22 protein-coding genes and 1 riboswitch are annotated in these 18,490 nt (G+C 45.1%); of the genes, 4 read left to right on the plus strand and 18 right to left on the minus strand.

The window, feature by feature from the left end:
* Positions 1 to 7: 7 nt before the first annotated feature.
* The 5 genes from MHI48_RS19620 to MHI48_RS19640 all read right to left on the minus strand — a co-directional run bounded on the left by MHI48_RS19620 (position 8) and on the right by MHI48_RS19640 (position 4,042).
* Positions 8 to 487, minus strand: a complete 480-nt coding sequence (locus MHI48_RS19620; RefSeq protein ID WP_076251155.1) for a hypothetical protein — start codon at positions 485 to 487, stop codon at positions 8 to 10.
* 128 nt (positions 488 to 615) lie between these two features.
* Positions 616 to 1,437 (minus strand): hypothetical protein, encoded by an 822-nt coding sequence (locus MHI48_RS19625; RefSeq protein WP_076251153.1) that lies wholly within the window; start codon positions 1,435 to 1,437, stop codon positions 616 to 618.
* Between the two features lie 254 nt (positions 1,438 to 1,691).
* Entirely contained in the window at positions 1,692 to 2,330 is a 639-nt protein-coding gene (locus MHI48_RS19630) for a hypothetical protein (protein ID WP_036607811.1), read from the minus strand.
* Positions 2,314 to 3,345, minus strand: a complete 1,032-nt coding sequence (locus MHI48_RS19635; protein ID WP_338706470.1) for a glycosyltransferase — start codon at positions 3,343 to 3,345, stop codon at positions 2,314 to 2,316. Before MHI48_RS19635 ends, MHI48_RS19630 begins: the two co-directional genes overlap by 17 nt.
* A 37-nt stretch (positions 3,346 to 3,382) precedes the next feature.
* A complete protein-coding gene (locus MHI48_RS19640; RefSeq protein WP_405141517.1) occupies positions 3,383 to 4,042 on the minus strand; it encodes a glycosyltransferase family 2 protein in 660 nt (219 codons plus the stop codon).
* A gap of 190 nt (positions 4,043 to 4,232) precedes the next feature.
* Here MHI48_RS19640 and MHI48_RS19645 point away from each other — a divergent pair, with 190 nt between their 5' ends.
* The 4 genes from MHI48_RS19645 (at position 4,233) to MHI48_RS19660 (ending at position 6,199) form a co-directional block, all read left to right on the plus strand.
* Positions 4,233 to 4,973: a GT-D fold domain-containing glycosyltransferase gene (locus MHI48_RS19645; protein WP_405141519.1), complete on the plus strand. Its 741-nt coding sequence runs from the start codon at positions 4,233 to 4,235 to the stop codon at positions 4,971 to 4,973.
* A 184-nt stretch (positions 4,974 to 5,157) separates the two neighbouring features.
* Positions 5,158 to 5,427: a hypothetical protein gene (locus tag MHI48_RS19650; RefSeq protein WP_036607821.1), complete on the plus strand. Its 270-nt coding sequence runs from the start codon at positions 5,158 to 5,160 to the stop codon at positions 5,425 to 5,427.
* 174 nt (positions 5,428 to 5,601) lie between these two features.
* Positions 5,602 to 5,829, plus strand: coding sequence for a hypothetical protein (locus MHI48_RS19655; RefSeq protein ID WP_036607823.1), 228 nt, complete (start codon positions 5,602 to 5,604; stop codon positions 5,827 to 5,829).
* Positions 5,830 to 6,010: 181 nt separating this feature from the next.
* The gene (locus MHI48_RS19660) at positions 6,011 to 6,199 is read left to right on the plus strand and encodes a hypothetical protein (RefSeq protein WP_036607825.1); all 189 of its coding nucleotides are present in this window, start codon (positions 6,011 to 6,013) and stop codon (positions 6,197 to 6,199) included.
* Positions 6,200 to 6,223: 24 nt separating this feature from the next.
* Here the strand turns inward: MHI48_RS19660 and MHI48_RS19665 are convergent, their stop codons facing one another.
* The 13 genes from MHI48_RS19665 to lysA form a co-directional block, all read right to left on the minus strand.
* Positions 6,224 to 6,991: an N-acetylmuramoyl-L-alanine amidase family protein gene (locus MHI48_RS19665; protein ID WP_051449831.1), complete on the minus strand. Its 768-nt coding sequence runs from the start codon at positions 6,989 to 6,991 to the stop codon at positions 6,224 to 6,226.
* Positions 6,988 to 7,413: a holin family protein gene (locus tag MHI48_RS19670; protein ID WP_036607828.1), complete on the minus strand. Its 426-nt coding sequence runs from the start codon at positions 7,411 to 7,413 to the stop codon at positions 6,988 to 6,990. The genes MHI48_RS19665 and MHI48_RS19670 overlap by 4 nt, the downstream gene beginning before the upstream one ends.
* 161 nt (positions 7,414 to 7,574) lie before the next feature.
* A complete protein-coding gene (gene ytfJ / locus MHI48_RS19675) occupies positions 7,575 to 8,057 on the minus strand; it encodes a GerW family sporulation protein (protein ID WP_036607830.1) in 483 nt (160 codons plus the stop codon).
* A 147-nt stretch (positions 8,058 to 8,204) separates the two neighbouring features.
* Entirely contained in the window at positions 8,205 to 8,936 is a 732-nt protein-coding gene (locus tag MHI48_RS19680) for a DUF2953 domain-containing protein (RefSeq protein ID WP_036672305.1), read from the minus strand.
* Positions 8,937 to 9,124: 188 nt separating this feature from the next.
* The gene (gene scpB / locus MHI48_RS19685) at positions 9,125 to 9,781 is read right to left on the minus strand and encodes an SMC-Scp complex subunit ScpB (protein WP_036607834.1); all 657 of its coding nucleotides are present in this window, start codon (positions 9,779 to 9,781) and stop codon (positions 9,125 to 9,127) included.
* The gene (locus tag MHI48_RS19690; protein WP_127551006.1) at positions 9,750 to 10,550 is read right to left on the minus strand and encodes a ScpA family protein; all 801 of its coding nucleotides are present in this window, start codon (positions 10,548 to 10,550) and stop codon (positions 9,750 to 9,752) included. The genes scpB and MHI48_RS19690 overlap by 32 nt, the downstream gene beginning before the upstream one ends.
* A gap of 104 nt (positions 10,551 to 10,654) precedes the next feature.
* Positions 10,655 to 11,122 carry a 6,7-dimethyl-8-ribityllumazine synthase gene (gene ribE, locus MHI48_RS19695; protein WP_017687651.1) on the minus strand — a complete coding sequence of 156 codons (468 nt, stop codon included), beginning with the start codon at positions 11,120 to 11,122 and terminating at the stop codon, positions 10,655 to 10,657.
* A 102-nt stretch (positions 11,123 to 11,224) separates the two neighbouring features.
* The gene (locus MHI48_RS19700; protein ID WP_076318983.1) at positions 11,225 to 12,457 is read right to left on the minus strand and encodes a bifunctional 3,4-dihydroxy-2-butanone-4-phosphate synthase/GTP cyclohydrolase II; all 1,233 of its coding nucleotides are present in this window, start codon (positions 12,455 to 12,457) and stop codon (positions 11,225 to 11,227) included.
* A 32-nt stretch (positions 12,458 to 12,489) separates the two neighbouring features.
* Positions 12,490 to 13,158, minus strand: coding sequence for a riboflavin synthase (ribE, locus tag MHI48_RS19705; protein WP_036607839.1), 669 nt, complete (start codon positions 13,156 to 13,158; stop codon positions 12,490 to 12,492).
* A 61-nt stretch (positions 13,159 to 13,219) separates the two neighbouring features.
* Positions 13,220 to 14,323 (minus strand): bifunctional diaminohydroxyphosphoribosylaminopyrimidine deaminase/5-amino-6-(5-phosphoribosylamino)uracil reductase RibD, encoded by a 1,104-nt coding sequence (ribD, locus tag MHI48_RS19710; RefSeq protein WP_036672313.1) that lies wholly within the window; start codon positions 14,321 to 14,323, stop codon positions 13,220 to 13,222.
* Positions 14,324 to 14,646: 323 nt separating this feature from the next.
* Positions 14,647 to 14,815, minus strand: a riboswitch (FMN riboswitch).
* Between the two features lie 167 nt (positions 14,816 to 14,982).
* Entirely contained in the window at positions 14,983 to 16,272 is a 1,290-nt protein-coding gene (locus tag MHI48_RS19715; protein ID WP_405141525.1) for a hypothetical protein, read from the minus strand.
* A gap of 131 nt (positions 16,273 to 16,403) precedes the next feature.
* Positions 16,404 to 16,835: a peptidylprolyl isomerase gene (locus MHI48_RS19720; RefSeq protein WP_017687646.1), complete on the minus strand. Its 432-nt coding sequence runs from the start codon at positions 16,833 to 16,835 to the stop codon at positions 16,404 to 16,406.
* Between the two features lie 248 nt (positions 16,836 to 17,083).
* Entirely contained in the window at positions 17,084 to 18,415 is a 1,332-nt protein-coding gene (lysA, locus tag MHI48_RS19725) for a diaminopimelate decarboxylase (protein ID WP_017687645.1), read from the minus strand.
* Positions 18,416 to 18,490 lie beyond the last annotated feature (75 nt).

The raw sequence follows: 18,490 nt of genomic DNA on the forward strand, positions 1-18,490 counted from the left end.
GTGCGTTCTACTTTTTTAAACCATTGAGTCCAATGAGCATATCAATGACTTTGCGAGCTGTGTTCAGATCAAGGTACTCATCCAGATACTCTCGATTGATGGTATACTCACCATGCTCATCTTTGGTCACGATATGTGGATAGTTTTTGAATGCCATTGCCAATACATCAAATAAATCCTGCTGCCGCTTTTCATCCAGTTCATCATTCTCAGTCGGAATGAAGTTAAGAATAATGGCATCGATATTCACCGTTTTTAGCAACTTCATCAGACGGCGGGCATCCTTCAGGTTACATGGCGGAATACGATATTTCCGTCGATCCCTCAGCGTAATAATCTCATCATCTTCAAAGAATGCACGCTCAGCAGCTTCCACTTCCTCCGGAGTCACCCGTTTGTTTTCCGGATCATCTTTGATTCGTTTCGCCGCTTCCTCATTCAGCTTTTCCGCAAGCTCACGCTCGGCTTTTTCTTGTTCTGTTTCCATGAATTTAAAGACCTCCCCAGGACATTCTCCCCCATATAATAAAAAACCTGGCAAGGCAAGGCTCTGTGAAGGGGAGGACACAGATGCCGTTTGATACCTTGCCAGGAGCAATCAACTTTATTTAGATATTAGATCTTGCTTGGTGCGCTGAAGCGTTTGATACTGCCGATTTTTCCATCAGCACGTTCAGGGTCAAGAATCTGCAAAGAGATTGCAGATGCAGAAGCGGCAGCGCGCTGGGCATTGATGCTGAATGTACCTTTTGCACGGCACATGTACAGCTCGGTTTCAACACCTGCATACGAACCATCTTTTTGCTGGAACGTCCCGTGATGAACGACAGAGATTGGGAATGGTACTTCGTCAACCAACAGATCAACCATGTCTACAATTTGATCTCGCTTGTAGTTCAACACAATCTCTTTACCGATATGGAACGCATTCAGGATGACTACACCGTTCGCTTCGTCGTAGAAGAACGCATTGGGTTCCACGGCTGTTCCTTTAGTAGTGAGTTGTTTCAGCAACGTGTTGGAATCTTTGAGACGAACCGTAATGTCACCGTTACTTCCATAGATATCACTTACATGCTTCGGTTTGGCTTCCGCAAATCCAGAATTGGAAACGCCTGCAGCCACTGTAGACTGCTCATTCAGCACCCATACATAAGACTTCACTTGCTCTTGTACCGTTGAACCCATCATCAGCTGGATCGCATCCAGATCGAATTTAGCATCTGTTGCCGATACTTCGATCGATTTCGACTTCACCAGTACATCAATGGCGAACAGACCGTCACCACCAAAGATGTCCTCAAGCTCCACGTTAAGGTCAATTTTCAGATCTTGCAGGGTGCCCAGGGTAACTACCTCAATTTCGCCCATCGGATCTTTTGGAAGGCGTTTAGCCATAAACGTACCTACACCTTTGATAATCATTTTTTTAGCCATTGAACAGTCCACTCCTTAGGATAGTATGTATTTTTAGCTACGGAGACTTGCTTAAGCCGGGATCAGGTTAAAGGACTTGATGATCGGGAGATCCATTTCGTTTAACCCGTCTGGCTGTTCGCCGTCTCTGCTTTTTATAGTGTAGAACGCTATCTTCAATCCCTAACGATAATGTAAACGAAATATATTGAAGCACGATTAGCCCCGTCATCTTTGCAAAAGGAAAGGTCTATATACGATCAAAGAAAAGACCCCTACATTAGAGGGGCCATTCTGTTTGGCAAAGCATCTATAATTTGCGCTACCTGTTCTGCACGTTCCTTGATCTCAAATTCATCGGCAGTAACCAGATGAACATGCGAGCAATATTTGCCATGCTCATAGATTCTCTCGGGTGTAATGAAGACAACGTCAGCAACAGCTTCCATCTTGTGTTTGTGCTTCTCGTACTGATCCGGATCAGTCAACGAATCAAATACGACTAGATCAGGATATGCTGTCTCGACAGAACTTGCCAGCCGGCTATCGTTCACCCAGTAGATCACGCGATCACCCTGAAACAGCGTACGGACATTCTGGCCCACACGGGCTACGACAAAGTTTGGAAGCTCCGGATATGGATACTCCAAGGCATCAACCTGATAGAACTCATCACTGGAGTTGATATATATTACATTGTAGCCTACTTCCGCGAGTGCTTTTAACAGCCGTTGTGGTCGACGCCCGAATCGTTCACTATGGAAATCGATCGCAGGCAGATATACAATCGTTGTATCCGTGTTTGGGGTGTATGTCGTAACATTGAACTCCGTCGCGTCAATCTCTATTTCTTCAAGCTCAATTGTCGGTGTAGTCGATTGGCTACCAAACATTCGTTTAAATATCTTTTTCATTTTTCATACCTCCTATGACCTGATTAATCATCTTCACGGCATCCATTGCCCTGCCATCCCAACTATTAGACTTAGCCACCCTTACTCTTGCCGCAATTTTGGAAGCACTATTCTCACGAATCGCTTTCTCCAACATCAATCCACAATTATGCTGATTCATAAAGTAAGTTACATCGCTGTACTTATGAACAATTTCCTCCATACGCGTTGTCAACACAGGTTTGCCCGCAGACAAATATTCATAATACTTGATCGGATCGCAGCCACGGATCATCTCTGTCAACTTAAATGGCACGATACAAACATCGAATTGAGCAATGTAGGCGGGAAGCACTTTATAATCTTTGTGCGGAAGACAAGTCACATTGGGATGCACAATATTTTTTTGATAGAGGGCATTGTTTCCAATCAAAACAACACGATAACCTTTATCTGCAATAGCGGTAATCAGCGAATAATCCACCCACGATGCCATTGCACCGTGGAAACCCACAATCTTTTGCCCATCATGAACATCGGGGAAGTCGGCCGGTTTGGGCAGAATTGTCCGCGCTTTCTCAAAATGTTGGTAATCTGCCCCGTTAGGGCACATAAAGATTGGTTTGCCGTCATGTTTATGTGCCTCGTACATCACCTTCGCAGTCGTCGCAATAAGATCTGCACGGTCAAAACATTTCGGGATGTAGGATTTCCACACAGCAAACTCATCAGCCGAATTATCAAGGTAATCAAATACGGTAAAATCAAACTTCCGTCCATCCGAATAATTGTACTGACCTGGATTCGAGAACCAGAGTACCTTCTTTCCTTTCACCAGGTGATCGTAGTTCACACCTTTCTGCACAAGGAACAGATTCTCATTTAACTTTTCAATCGGGCGGGTCTGCTTTCTGTACGTTTCTTCATTGATAAATATAGCCCGTATACCTGGAATATTAGAGAAGGCGGTCATCAATTGCTGCGGACGTTGGAACAAGAGGTTCCAGTCAAGTGCAGGCGGGTAAACAATGGTCATTTCTATACTTTCAAAAACCGGATTTTCTCGTTGTTTTCTACGAAGCAGCAAATTGAGCAATCAACTCCACCCCTTCCGCATAGGCATGAACGGGACGCAACCGAGTATCTACAAACAATTGAAATCCCAATCTTCTAGCTTGCTCACAGAATGGTGCATCTTCACCTGTTGGATGGGAACCATAACGAACCCCAGCTTCGATCACTTCACGCTTAATCAAATATACGGCACCTGTCAGTTCTACCGGGAACAAACCCGCTTTGAATTCAGGTATATGTTTTCCGCCGCTCATTGCATTATGAGCCTTCAATTTTGGGTGATTCCGTATAAGCATTGCGCATATATCTTTGTCATTATCCATTAACTGCCGTAGGCTACCCTCAGGAATGATGATATCCGTATCAATTGAGAACAGATAATCACAGTCCGATTTCAGAAACTCATCCAGAAGCATATTCCTCAACAACGCCAGGTGGTGATAGGAATATTGTCCACGTATATGACCATATGTTCTCCCCAGATTATGAGTCAGATAAGGAATCTGATGACAATCAAGGATATGCTCCGTCTGATCTTCACTATCATTCAGGATGTACATATAATGCTTCTGCACTGCTTGTTGCTCAAGTGATTGCAAGTGCCGTTCCATAATCCAAGCCCGGTTTCGTACAGGACTACCTATAAATACGTTTTTCACAGTCCATCCCCTCTCCCTTTTTACATAGTCTAGACTGTTGCTCAATAACCTTCGCACATTGAACCAAAAAGGAGTGATTCATCAAAAGAAGAGAGAGAACGAAGCATTTTTCCTATTCTAGTACAGAAGGAGTTGATGAATATGTATACCAAAGAAACCATTATTCACACATGGAAAGAAGGTGACCTGCATGCTGGGGAGTGTAGAATTAATCCACAACTGGTTCCAAATGGCCTCTGATGGAGAAGCCCATGCTTCTGTACGATTTGGGGATGCTTCCAACACCATTCTGGCCCACGATACCGTTCTGACTATGGATTTCATTAAGTCTCATTACGGCTGGTTGAACGACCCTACCTATTGCGGGATAACCTTACCCAATGCAAGTGCGAGAGAAATTATCGTACACTGCCTGCGAAAAGCGGATTACGTCGGACATCTGATCCAGACAGATCACTGGTATTTCAAGCCGTTATTCGATATGTGCCTTGCATATTACAAAGTTGAGCCCAGAGAGACCTTCTATGCTTTTGAGAATAATTACATCGCCCGATTCAAGTTATTCTACGAAACATTCAAGACCATGCCTATTCTGATCTGCGGAGCCAAGGCCGAGCAATATCGAGAAGTTCTGGAGCGGAGATACGGGTGGACAAGCATCGTGGGAACGGTGGACTGCCCCTCGTGGTCTCATGTGAGCACAGCATCCAAACAAATGGAACATATCTACCAACAGACACCGTGGAAGCTTGCTTTGGTGTGTGCAGGTGCACCCGGCAAGGTACTGGTTATTAAGGCCAAAGAACTGCAAACCGTAGGTGTTGACTTTGGTTCCGGAGCAGATGTTACCATTCAAGCCGACTGCGAAAATCTGAACGCATGGGATTACAACGGATTTCCTGATTATTGGGAAGGCAGACCCAAAAAATGACCCTCTCCGGGTCTTTTTTGCTGGATAAAACTGTGATTCCAAATCCGATTTTATTGACTTAGTAGCTGTTGATAATTTAAACTATCTGCCTTATTATTGTTAAGATAACTCCTAATCTAACCTGGTTTAAACTTGCATGAAGAGGAGCTCTGCTAAGATATTCAAACCGTTGGAGGGAAATGTAATGGCGTACTCGCAGTCAAAGACCGAAATAGTAGCAACTCATTTACGAACAAGATTTATGGAAGGTAACGTGGAGGGACATGAGATCGTTGTTGCCTTGATCAGTATGGTCAAAGCTGAGAAGATTAATTTAGATGAAGTTGCCCCTATTCTCTCTACAGTCTTTTTTGAACAACCGCAAGGTATTCTATTGGCACTCGAAAAAGCTAGCACTCTGATTGATGATGAATTAATTGATTCCATTCTCCACGAAGTAAACGAAAAAGCTTAATCTTACATACAAAGGAGAGCTTATCATCAGATTTTAATTTACAACAACCAGTTATTCTCTCCACACTTTTAGATTGAATAGATTCATCACTGAGAAATTGGAATTTCTCGTTATTTTCTGTCCTCCTCTGCTTATTCTAGTAGTATTACGAAGGAGGGGACACCAATCGAGACAGTGAATAAAGCCATTTTATTTTTAGCAGTTATTGAAACCATGCTTGAAGCGCTCCACCATACAGAAGTAGATCAGACAGAACTTGTGGATTCGCTTGTCATGTTAGGTTTTGATCCCATTGAGATGTTGTATGAGACAAATACCATTAGATCTTTCCAAAAGATATGCAGGGCTTTCGCAGAACTCCATCTTACAGATGAGGCCCTGGACACGTTCTCAAAAGAGTAGTTACATAACCAGAACCCCACATCACATTCGACGTGGGGTTCTGGTTTTTTTTGAATTTGAACCTTTTTTTGAAACGGATCAGTTTAACCTTCCCCATCCTGCCTCGTATAGGTCATCTAGGGACCATGGACATCTCCATCGCCCCTGTTGACTCTGACTTAATAAACGAAAGGATGGTTGTATGAGCTCACCCACACCAACACATGTGATCGAAACAAATCAACTCGCTGTTATTGGAGTCGTCGATGAATCCTCGATTCAGACCCAATATGAACTTGAGTATCCTGATCATATCGTGATTATACAACATTTTTATTTTTTGAAAGATCCGGCACACTTTAACTCCTGGTTAACCAGCAGACAGGCATAACCTCTATCTGAGATGTACTTTGGGTCAGGACTTGTTACGTCTACGCTCATCAATTAAAACCTTCAGTAACAGCAACTCTCCATAGGTTAACTTCTTCTTGCGTACCTTCTCTACCCATGCCCAATCTTCAATCACCTTGTCGTTGTAGGCATCTCCAATGTACTGATCAAGTTCATTCCAGGCCCATTGTGCATAATCCAGAACCGTATTCATATCATCATCCTCCGTGACTGCTACTTCTTGTAGTGGGTTTAATTTTATATGTACTGCTTGCTTAAATCTTTCATATTCACCTGGTTGTTTAATCCATGGCAGCGGGCATTCCTTCCATCCAACCACTTCTTTATGTGTGAAGAAGACGGGTGGAAAGCCCCGTTCCCTGATTAGGTATACCGCGAGGTCTACAACGTTATTAAATGTATCTTCATGAATACTGCCATCCTTTTCAATGCACATCTCAATGCCCACTGTACTATTGTTCGGATATGTCCCAAGTTTGGCTAGCGCTTCCTTCGTGTATGTTGCACTCCCGCAGTGGTAGGCCAGTTCATCATCCGGTAGACTGTTATATATGGAAGTTCGATCTACCGAGAAGTGTGCGCTTGCATAACGACCTTTCACTGCTTTATTGGAATCCTGCTGTGCCAAACTTGCAAAGTATTTGCTAATGTTCTTCGCGGGCGCTCCGGGAGATGCCGTATAATGCATCACAATTCCACGTTTCGCTTTTAATTTAAGTCCGGCCCGACTGTATTTATTAACAGGTATGTAATCCTTGGTGATCTGTATCATGACATCTTCTCCTTATCTTCAACTTGATCTTCATTGCCTCGAAGCTTAAAGAGTGCTGAAGTGATAAACTTCGGTACAGGCAGGCCCAGTTTCCCCATGTTCTCCAAAATACTGATTCCTTCGGTACCAATGATGAACATTAACATTGCATCTCGCATAAAATCATTGGAATTGCCTGCAACCATATCCAGTTGATGTGCAATAATGACAAAAACAAATGTCAATGACTTACGAGCAAGCCCCCACCATCCAACCCTGCTGGATAACTCCTTCCTATACCATGCAGACAGCACCCCTGTGATGTAATCCAGCCCCACAAAGATGGTCACGGCAATAAACAGGTGATCAATTCCTCCTACTAAATACACGACTGCCGATAGCAGCCAGCCAAACAAAACCATAAAAACGGTGTCTCTGTGCATTAACGTTCCCCCTTCAATAACCTATTTCATGTCTAGGTTAGGCGGATCACAGATATAAGTCTCATACGATACGGAAACGTCCGAAAAAACACTCACCATTCGCTATACAAACAGCAAAAATCCCTCACGCTTGGATGCGGGAGGGATCATAACGAAATGATTCAGCTGTACGTTGATGGATCTGGTGTAACCGGTACACCTGTAGTATTCGTTGGTGTTGTATTCCGTTGGAACATGCCTTGAATACGGTCCAGAACATAAGGGGTGGAGTCAATGAGTTTCTCAAACAGATGTGTGGAGTTATCAAGTGGTACAATGTGTACCCCCTGTTTACCTACCACCAGGAACGCAATAGGACGTATGGATACACCGCCCCCACTACCGCCACCAAACGGAGAAGCAACTTTAGCTGAACTCGCATGTTCAGCAGAGGTACCCGTAGCACCACTTTTGCCACTACTTTCTCCATTAACGTGAAAATCACTACCACCGGCAGCAAAACCGAATCCCACCTTACTGATTGGCAGAATCACGGTACCATCTGGTGTTTCGACTGCATCGCCAACAATTGTATTGACATCCACCATGGCCTTGATATTTTCCATTGCGGTTTCCATTAAGCCTTGAATTGGATGATCTGACATTTAAATTCCCTCCAGTTTCAATGTAAGCTAGGTTTGATCTAACCATATCATCCCCAAACTTGAAGGGACTTATGTAATAAGCATTTTAAATACACTCACCAAATCCCAACCTTACATTCCCAAAAACAGACCGACTATGATGGGTTTTTATACTGTTGTCCCACTAAGTTTCTTCTTTTGCTTCTCCTTATGCCTGCGGCGCTGTTCCTGAAGAAGCTTGAACCACATCCGCCATCCGCCTTCGACTTGAAGCACACGGGTGAGTAGTGTAACTCCAGCGATCAGAACGGCTGTAATCCGAATTTTCACTCTGAAATCAAGTTCTGTTCTAAATTCCATTTCATCGGACCATACCGGCATAACCTGAAGCACAGGAGTTTCATCAAAGCGGATCTGATAGGTGAGAAAACCAATAATAATGGACTTGATACTCCACACCCAGCCCGTCAGCACCGCTGTATATGCTGCATCACCAACGCCGATGTGGGTAGCCCAGGACAGTTGGGTCATATGTACGCGTGTAAGTGTTTGCTTCAGCCACAGCTTGAGCGCGTCCGTTGCCCTAAGCATAATTTTTACATCTTTAGCCCACTTTTTGACTTTGCGTTTGTTGACCCGCTCGCTTCCCTGGGCCTCGCCTCTCGAATGATTCATGGATTGTTCGGTCTTGACCAGAAAACCTTCCTTCATATTGCGAAAAACAATACTCGGGATCTCATAGTTAATCCGCACAATTCCATAGAGAAGACGAACATTAATATTGGCGTAATCATCACTTTTATGTTTACTGAATGTAAAATGTACATGAACATTTGAGATGAGGACTGCGGCAATCAGCAATGCGAACAACAAACCGATTCCTCCAAGCCAAATCCACACAGGCCTTACCTCCAAGCCCTCAATTCTTTTCTCGTCTAGTATGGCACTCTGAATAGGAAAAAATTCACGTCTGACCTAAAAATCCCATTTCATATTTGTTTGGAAAATGTTTTACACATCGTTTATCTAAAATAATGCACAAAAAAACCGACTCCACTGATGGGTGTCGGTTAGTATGAGCTTGCAAATTAGAGTGAAGAATCGTTATTATCGTCTTCGTTGTCGATATGACTTAGATCATCCGCCGGATCAGCACTTTCCGGTTCCAGTTGTTGCAAATCCAGTTTGTTGAATAACAGTTGTGTCTCTTCTTCCAGGTTTTCCGAATCTTCGAACAAACCTGGTTCCGGAAGGTCTTTGATTGAAGCTAATCCGAAATAATCCAGGAATGACTTGGTCGTTCCGTACAGAATTGGTCGTCCGATCGCCTCGGCTCGTCCCACTTCAATAATTAGATCCTTATTCACAAGCGTATGAATGGCCCGCTCCGATTTTACACCGCGGATTTCCTCAATCTCTACCCGTGTAATGGGCTGCCGGTACGCTACAATAGCCAGGGTCTCCAGAGCCGCTTGGGATAAGGACGTACGCGCGGGAGAGTATGCCAGTTTCTCGAAATATACAGCGTGGTCAGGCAAGGTGCCCAACTGAACTACACCAGCGATCTTGAGAATCTGTACACCTCGTCCCTGCTGTGAAAATTCATGAATCATCTCCTCAATCGCGTCCGTTACAAGCTCCACTCGCTGGTCGACGATCTCGGCGATTTGTTTGATACTCAGACCTTCTTCTCCGGACAAAAACAGCAGGCCTTCAATAATCGATTTCAATTTCGGAAAATCCATGATTCTTTGTTTCCCCTCTCCACTCCATAACGATATCCTCAAACATCCGTTCCTGATAACAGACAATCTGCTTCATCTTCATCAGTTCCAGCACCGCCAGAAAAGTGACAACAATCTCATGGCGATAGATATGTTCATCCATCAACTTGGAGAATAACAGTCTGCCTCCCGGCCCCATACTTTCCAAAGCGCCGATGACATCCCGTATCCGGTCTTTAACCGAAATCTCATCCCGTTTGATTCGAGTTACAGTTGTGCGCTTCTCAGCCTTACGTAGCGCCTTCTGAAAGGCTGCAATCAGGTCAGAGGTGTGTAAACCCTCAACCGGATTCGATTGGGCTTCTACGGGCATATAGGGGCGCAGATCCTCGGGCTCTTTGGAAAATATAAGGCTGCGTTCCCACTCCCGTTCATGAAGATGACGCGCAATTCCCTTGTATTTGCGATATTCTATCAGACGTGCAATCAGCTCTGCACGTGGATCATAATCTTCTTCTTCCATAAAATCATAATCCTCGAAGTCCTCAATGACCGGTGGTTTGGGCAATAAAAGTTTGCTCTTGATCGCCAGCAATGTTGCTGCCATGACCAGAAATTCACTCGTAATATCCAGTTCCAGTTCCTGCATCGAATGCAGATACGCCATGTATTGATCGGTAATATCGCTGATGGGAATATCCTGGATATGAATTTCAGCCTTATCAATCAGATGAAGCAGCAGATCCAAAGGGCCTTCAAAAGTCTCCAGTTTGTATGTAACTACCGTCACTAGACGAATCCTCCCGCCAGAAAAATACAAAACCCTGCTAAGCCGTCCGAATCCGGTTTCCCGTGTTCGTCTGCGCAAAGCAGGGCACTACTATTAAATAAGCACTATTTTAGCTGTTTCGTCAAGTTTGCCATCTCAATTGCCGCCGTAGCTGCATCCCAACCTTTGTTACCCGCCTTGGTTCCGGCACGTTCAATCGCTTGTTCAATATTTTCTGTTGTAACCAGTCCAAAGATCGTAGGCACGCCAGTTTTCAGGTTAATTGCTGCTACCCCTTTAGCCATCTCGTTGCACACATAATCGTAATGCGTAGTTGATCCACGAATAACGGTTCCCAGGGTAATCACCGCATCATACTTGCCGCTCTCCGCCATTTTCTGCGCAATCAAAGGGATTTCGAACGCACCTGGAACCCAGGCTACATCCACTTCATCATCCTGCACGCCGTGGCGTTTGAACGCATCGAGTGCTGCGCTAAGCAATTTACTGGTAATGAATTCGTTAAAACGTCCAACGACAACTCCATATCTGGATCCTTCTGATACTAAATGTCCTTCAAAAAATTGTGGCATTCAAGTCATCTCCCTAACGGTATAATGTAATGTAAGTAACGGAAATCCCTAAGTAATCTCTTCCATAAATTACATGGTGAACGTTGTTCATCTAAAATATATTTACTGTTCGTTCTGCTCGATATCATCAAACTTGAGCATATGCCCCAGCTTGGCTTGCTTGGTATGAAGATACACCGTATTGTCCTCGTTCTCCTCCATCTGGATCGCGACACGCTCTACGACTTCAAGTCCATATCCTTCAAGGCCTTTAATTTTACGAGGGTTGTTAGTTAACAGTCTGATCTGACGAACCCCAAGGTCTTTCAGAATTTGAGCGCCAATTCCGTAATCACGCAAGTCAGCAGCAAAACCCAAACTCAGGTTTGCATCAACAGTATCCATACCTTCCTCTTGCAACTTATAGGCTTTGAGTTTGTTGATCAGGCCAATACCCCGACCTTCCTGTCTCATATAAAGCAGTACGCCATTGCCTTCCTCATGGATCTGTTTGAGTGCCGCATCAAACTGCGGACCACAGTCACAACGATGCGAATGGAATACATCACCTGTCAAACATTCAGAGTGCACACGTACAAGCACAGGTTTCGAACCATCAATTTCTCCTTTGACCAGAGCCACATGTTCCTTATTGTCCACAGCATTTGTATAAGCCACCGCTTGAAACTCACCAAAGTCCGTTGGCATACGCACAGCCACTTCACGTTGAACCAGCTGCTCTTTTTCGTTACGGTAACGAATCATGTCCTGAATACTGATCAGCTTCAGATCATGCTTGCGGGCAATCTCCTGCAGATCCGGAAGTCTGGCCATCGTGCCATCTTCCTTAATCACTTCACAAATAACGCCAGCAGGGTAGGAACCACACATGATAGCGAGATCTACAGCCGCTTCCGTATGTCCGGCACGACGAAGTACACCGCCGTCTTTTGCAATCAGAGGGAACATGTGACCAGGCTTACGGAAGTCCCCGGCTTTCGCCTCAGGATCGATTAGACCTTTCACGGTAATAGAGCGTTCATGTGCCGAGATACCTGTTGTTGTATCTTTGTGATCCACAGAGACGGTGAAGGCTGTTCCATGGAAATCCGTATTTTGTTGAACCATCGGTTTCAGGTTAAGTTCGTCCGCACGTTGTTGTGTAATCGGAACACAGACCAGACCTCTACCTTCAGTAATCATGAAATTAATGACTTCAGGCGTCGCCTTTTCGGCCAAAGCGATAAAATCGCCTTCATTCTCCCGATCTTCATCATCCACAACAATGACGGGTTTACCACGCATGAGATCATATATGGCTTCTTCTATTGTGTCCAGAATGGATTGTTCTGACATTGGTCCACCTCCAGTTAATTTCTGTTCTCTATTTATGCAAATCCGTGATTGGAGAGAAAATCTTCACTGATACTGCGCGGCTTGCCAGCACCCGTCTCCCGATGTCCTCTCCCATACTGGAGCAGATGATCCACATATTTGCCCAAAATATCGCATTCGATATTAATGGTATCCCCTGTCTTTTTCACATTTAGTACAGTTTCACCAATGGTATGCGGGATAATGGAAACCGTGAATGCGGTATCCGATGTATGGACAACGGTCAAGCTAATGCCATCCAGTGTAACCGATCCTTTAGGGATCAGATATTTGAACAACTGGTGATCATCAGGCTTGATCTCAAACACAATTGCATTCTGATCACGTGTTATACTGCCAATCACTCCAGTACCATCAACATGGCCCTGAACGATATGTCCGCCAAAACGACCGCCTGATTGCATGGCCCGCTCCAGATTAACTTTACTGCCAGATTGCAGCTGACTGAGATTGGTATGGCGATAGGTTTCAGGCATTACATCGGCGGTAAAACCTCCACCTTCGAGCGTTGTCGCAGTTAAGCACACGCCGTTCACTGCTACACTATCACCAATCTTCAGATCGTCCATGATGGCGGAAGCTCCGATATTCAGGACCATCGCTTCGCCTTTCCGACCAATACGCCGGATCTGACCGACTTCTTCCACCAAACCGGTAAACATGCTGCCGCCTCCCTTTTTCAAGTTATAAAGAACCTAACTTTCTACTTTCAAATCCATTTATTTATTCAGGCCACACCGGAATACCGCCAATGCTGATATTATCTCCAACTTGTTCGATCTCCAACTGATTCAATTGAATCGCCTGATTCATACGTTCCACACCCTCGAAGCGGAAGCTTCCAGGTGTATCATAACCGCCTACAATCTTCGGAGCGATAAACATGAGCAGTCGATCGACCAACCTTGCCTCCAGCATGGCTCCATTCAAGGTGCCTCCACCTTCAAGCAAAATTGAACCAATGTCACGCTCACCCAACTTGCTAAGACCGTTTAACAGATCCACACGTGGTCCAGGACCACAGCGTATAATCTCGACGCCGTAGGCTTCCAAACGTTCAGCAACTTCAGGACTGGCTTCGTCTGTTGTCAGCACCCATGTTGGAGCAAGACCATCCTTAACCATTTTGGCACCTACGGGGAGACGTAACTTGGAATCCACTACAATGCGCACTGGACTAATGCCTTCGACTTGCAAACGGGTTGTAAGTTCCGGATTATCGGCGATTACCGTGTCGACGCCAACCATAATTCCCTGGTGACGATGACGAAGGGCATGCACAATCTCACGAGCGGGCTCGTTAGAGATCCACTTGCTGTCTCCGCTGCGAGTAGCAATTTTGCCATCCAAAGTAGTAGCCGTTTTCAGTGTCACAAAAGGTAGACCCGTTGTAATAAACTTAATGAATTTTTCATTCATGCGTCTTCCTCGCTCACGCAGTACGCCAACTTCAACTTCAATGCCTTGTTGACGAAGCATGCTTATACCCCTGCCGGATACTTGCGGATTTGGATCTTCACAACATACCACAACACGTTTCACCTTTTCATGAATCAGGCGTTCACTACAAGGTGGCGTCTTGCCATAATGACTACAAGGCTCAAGTGTAACGTATACCGTACTTCCCTCTGCATCACTGCCTGCCATGTTAAGTGCATGCACCTCTGCATGACCGGTTCCACGTTTCAGATGGCTCCCCAGGCCTACAATACGGCCTTCTTTCACAACCACACATCCAACAACCGGATTAATCCCCGTCTGTCCCTGTGCTCGTTCCGCCATATCCAATGCCAGTGCCATATAAAATTCATCATTGATCATTTCCAAATCCGTTCACCCCGCGGTTTAAAGTCTTGTTTATTAAAAAATCCCCGTCGAACAATCAGTTCGATGGGGATGATGAGAGACAAATGTCACCAGCAGGAGTGAAATGGATACAGCACGCCAACACTTTGCCCAAAACTTCATTTCGGGCAAGTGAAAATAGACACATACCTTAATGAACATTAATTACAGGTAAAGAGCTTTTATAGTGCGGCATATGTATGGAACTGTCCGGCGTAACCGGATCTTCCCTGCACAGTGCAAGACATCACAAATCGTGACTGTGCAGCAATACTCCTGCTGAATGCAAACCTGTTAGGTCTGCACCTCTCCTTCTCCCATCCAGACTATACTGTCGGTTCTGGAATTACACCAGATCAGCCATCTGCCAATGGCAGACAGGTCACGGACTTTGCATCAAGTGCTGGACACATAGGTCCTTACACTTCCTGCATCACCGCCGGTAGGGAATTGCACCCTGCCCTGAAGGATTGCTTTCGTTATTACTTGGATGTTAGCACTTTAATGCCAAAAAATCAATTGTTTTTTGTTCCTTTTTGTCACATACTAACTTTTAATAAGCTAAGAAACAACAAAAACCGCTTCCTCTCAAGGAGGCACGGTTTTTGCTTGGAGGCCCATTTCACACCCATCGTATCATTCTACATATCAGGAAAACACCAGCTCGCCATATGCTTTAATTCTTTGGCATTATGGAATGGAGTGCGATCAGGTTCTTGCAGGGGCGAAGTCGGAAGCGGGAACTCTCTTGCCACCCTTCTGACCCAACTTGTGGAATCAATCGCAATAGCCGAGCATTTCCAGCGTCCATTCGCTCTCGGTCGAAACGTCCCATGCAAATCTGCTTTTCCCGGCATCTCTGGGAAGACTCCATCCAGATATTCGACAATGACGCGCTTGTCTCTGACTTCATGACAATATACAGTCACCCATACACCTTCCCGGACCCGAACAGCATACACATCGCCAGACTGTACCTCCCCGGTACCTGCATCAGGAGATGCCTTTGGTACTTTTCCGCGAACACTTCTCTTCTTCTCCAATGCCCCTAAGATCGTGTCCTTTACAGCTGGACTCTCATCAGGCTTATCCGCAAGTGATATGTTATTCAGATCAAAATCATGAAATATCTTGTTCAGGTTGTTCTCATTAATTCCGACAGATGAGTCCCACCACGCCAGAGGGGCCTGCACTTCAACCCGCACATTGGGGCGTGCGTCACGCTGCATGTAAGAGGTGAATTCCGTGATCATTCCAGGATGTTCCGGCGTATCCAATATGCCAATCAGAGCTAACGTCTCAAGTAAATCACGGTAGGCATATTCCTTCTGTGTAGGCAAAAGACGTTCCTTCTTGAGCGCTACTGCTGCCTTGCTGTAACGTGTTTTGGGAGGTAATTCGCGCAGCACCGTTAACACCGCACGGAATGTCCAGCGGTCGTACTCATTGGGTATTGGAAGCTCCTGCGCAGTAGCCAGCTCTCGAAGTGCCAACACATATCCAAAAGGATCACCGTCCAACGGGGTTCCATTGGTCATCCGCCAATACCATTGCAGCGTTGTGTCGGTTGCTTGATCTACACTTAATCCGCAGATCTTACAAGTGTTTGAAGATGGATATGGCGTATGTTCATGACTTGGCATACTGCTCGCAATTAGCTTGCCCGTAAGCAACGAACGCCAGATCATGGGTGCTGACCACAAAGAGGATACAAAGGCCTGCGCTGCATCATTGATCGTCCATTGATTCGCAACTTTTTTCAGCTCAGTAATCGTTTCATCATGTTGCGGACGTACAAAGCGATTCGGTTCATGCCCGGCTGCCTCAAGCGCTTCTCGATCCTTTACCGATAGACTATCCGGAACGACATGGCGCGATGCCTGCAGTTCTTCATCCCACAACGTGCGCTCACTATAAATTTGTTTTAACAAGCTTAGCTGAGTAACCATATCCAAGGTTATATTCATCCTTTCTAATTATCGATTTCAAGTATGTAAAAAAAATAAAAAAAGTGCTTCTATAAAAGAAGCACTTCATGTTGGACCCAGTTAAGGTGAAGGTATTAAGCTTCTACAACTTCAACAGTTTCCATTTTGTCTTTACCTTCTAAAGCGTCCACGAACTCCATACCTTTAGTTACTTTACCAAATACAGTATGTTGTCCATCCAAATGTGGTTGCGGTTGGTAGCAGATGTAGAACTGGCTTCCACCTGTGTTACGGCCAGCATGTGCCATAGCAAGTGTTCCGCGCTCATGTTTGTTCGGGTTAATTTCACAGTTGATTGTGTAACCTGGGCCACCTGCACCGGAACCGTTAGGGCATCCGCCTTGAGCTACAAAGCCCGGGATAACGCGGTGGAAAGTAAGACCATTGTAGAAACCGGAGTTAGCCAGTTTCTCAAAGTTTGCTACTGTGTTTGGAGCTTCTTGATCGAACAGATCGATCAGAACTTCTCCGCCGTTTGCCAATTTAATTTTCGCTTGTTTCGCCATATGTAAATGACTCCTTTCGTATTGACCATCGTTAATGGTGCCAGAACGCATGACCCTGGGCCAAGCATTACAGCACTTTTCTTAGTGTACACCGAAAATGTCTGGATCGCAAAAAAAACGGCAACTTTTTTCATGATTTAGCTCCAATACGCAAAAAGCAGACGAAAAAGGAAGTTCCTTTTTCATCTGCTTCAACTGCAAAATCCCTATATCTTGAATAATGCAGAAACGCATTATCTTTTGACGAATTAGCGAGTAACTGGCTGTTTTCCAATGCGCGCAGGTACCAGGTCATTCTGGATGATATCTTGATACGTCTCACGGCGTACCACGACATCCCCTTGACCGTCTTTGACAAAGACAACGGCTGGACGACGAATCCGGTTGTAGTTGCTCGCCATGGAGTAGTTATACGCACCTGTGCAAGCTACAGCGAGTAGGTCGCCACTTTCCACTTTTGGCAGGTCCAGATCCCAGATCAACATATCGCCACTCTCGCAACATTTACCCGCAACAGATACTGTTTCCTGAGCAGCCTCATTCGCACGATTGGCAAGCACAGCTTCATACTTGGATTCATACAAAGCAGGACGTGGGTTATCGGTCATACCACCATCAACGGCAACGTATTTACGCACGCCTGGAATGTCTTTGCTAGTTCCAACGGTATACAGCGTTGTTCCCGCTTCACCCACGATGCTGCGGCCTGGCTCAACCCAGATCTCAGGTACGGCATAGCCGATTTGAGCAAAATGATTTTTAACGGCATCTGTAATAGCCTTTACGTATTGCGCAACTTCAAGTGGCGTATCTCCATCGATATAACGGATTCCGAATCCACCACCAAGGTTAACCACTTTGAATGCAACGTTAAGACGCTCATATACGCTTGCTGCAAATTCAGCAACACGTTGAACAGCCATCTGGAAGCCTTCAACTTCGAAGATCTGGGAACCGATGTGGGAATGCACACCGAGCAATACCAGGTTAGACTGCTTGGAAGCCAAGTCAATCGCTTCAAATGCTGTACCATTACCGATATCAAATCCAAATTTGGAATCCGTTTGACCTGTGGAAATATATTCATGCGTATGTGCCTCAACACCAGGCGTCACACGAAGCAAAATGTTTACTTTACGATTTTTGTCCGCTGCTACAGCCTGCAACAGATGCAATTCATTGAAGTTATCAACAACAAAACATCCAATCTCTGCATCAAGAGCCATTTCGATCTCTTCCAGCGTTTTGTTGTTACCGTGGAAGTGAATGCGCTCAGCCGGGAATCCTGCTTGCAGTGCAGTAAACAGTTCACCGTCAGATACAACATCCAGGGAAAGTCCTTCTTCAGCTGCAAGGGCACACATCGCCATTACACAGAATGCTTTACTTGCGTAAGCAACCTGGAAGCCCAATCCGGAAGCACGGAATGCTTCCATGTACTCTCTGCAACGCTCGCGAACCAATTGCTCGTCCACAACGTACAGGGGTGTTCCAAATTGTTCTTTCAGATCTGTTGCATCAACTCCGCCAATCTCCAGATGTCCTTGCGCATTTATTTTACTTGTACCATGTAAATACATAATCTGCATTCCTCACTTTTTATATACTGGAACAATTGATATTCCAATGATTTTACACCAGTATATCAAATTAGG

Source organism: Paenibacillus sp. FSL H7-0942 (assembly GCF_045040715.1).
Lineage (GTDB): Bacteria > Bacillota > Bacilli > Paenibacillales > Paenibacillaceae > Paenibacillus > Paenibacillus amylolyticus.

Bases quoted from the DNA above. Each gene is read 5' to 3' on its own strand.
- MHI48_RS19620 (WP_076251155.1), bottom strand. From the start codon at position 487: ATGGAAACAGAACAAGAAAAAGCCGAGCGTGAGCTTGCGGAAAAGCTG.
- MHI48_RS19625 (WP_076251153.1), bottom strand. From the start codon at position 1,437: ATGGCTAAAAAAATGATTATCAAAGGTGTAGGTACGTTTATGGCTAAA.
- MHI48_RS19630 (WP_036607811.1), bottom strand. From the start codon at position 2,330: ATGAAAAAGATATTTAAACGAATGTTTGGTAGCCAATCGACTACACCG.
- MHI48_RS19635 (WP_338706470.1), bottom strand. From the start codon at position 3,345: ATGACCATTGTTTACCCGCCTGCACTTGACTGGAACCTCTTGTTCCAA.
- MHI48_RS19645 (WP_405141519.1), top strand. From the start codon at position 4,233: ATGCTGGGGAGTGTAGAATTAATCCACAACTGGTTCCAAATGGCCTCT.
- MHI48_RS19650 (WP_036607821.1), top strand. From the start codon at position 5,158: ATGGCGTACTCGCAGTCAAAGACCGAAATAGTAGCAACTCATTTACGA.
- MHI48_RS19660 (WP_036607825.1), top strand. From the start codon at position 6,011: ATGAGCTCACCCACACCAACACATGTGATCGAAACAAATCAACTCGCT.
- MHI48_RS19665 (WP_051449831.1), bottom strand. From the start codon at position 6,991: ATGATACAGATCACCAAGGATTACATACCTGTTAATAAATACAGTCGG.
- MHI48_RS19670 (WP_036607828.1), bottom strand. From the start codon at position 7,413: ATGCACAGAGACACCGTTTTTATGGTTTTGTTTGGCTGGCTGCTATCG.
- ytfJ (WP_036607830.1), bottom strand. From the start codon at position 8,057: ATGTCAGATCATCCAATTCAAGGCTTAATGGAAACCGCAATGGAAAAT.
- scpB (WP_036607834.1), bottom strand. From the start codon at position 9,781: ATGGATTTTCCGAAATTGAAATCGATTATTGAAGGCCTGCTGTTTTTG.
- ribE (WP_017687651.1), bottom strand. From the start codon at position 11,122: ATGCCACAATTTTTTGAAGGACATTTAGTATCAGAAGGATCCAGATAT.
- MHI48_RS19700 (WP_076318983.1), bottom strand. From the start codon at position 12,457: ATGTCAGAACAATCCATTCTGGACACAATAGAAGAAGCCATATATGAT.
- ribE (WP_036607839.1), bottom strand. From the start codon at position 13,158: ATGTTTACCGGTTTGGTGGAAGAAGTCGGTCAGATCCGGCGTATTGGT.
- MHI48_RS19720 (WP_017687646.1), bottom strand. From the start codon at position 16,835: ATGGCGAAACAAGCGAAAATTAAATTGGCAAACGGCGGAGAAGTTCTG.
- lysA (WP_017687645.1), bottom strand. From the start codon at position 18,415: ATGTATTTACATGGTACAAGTAAAATAAATGCGCAAGGACATCTGGAG.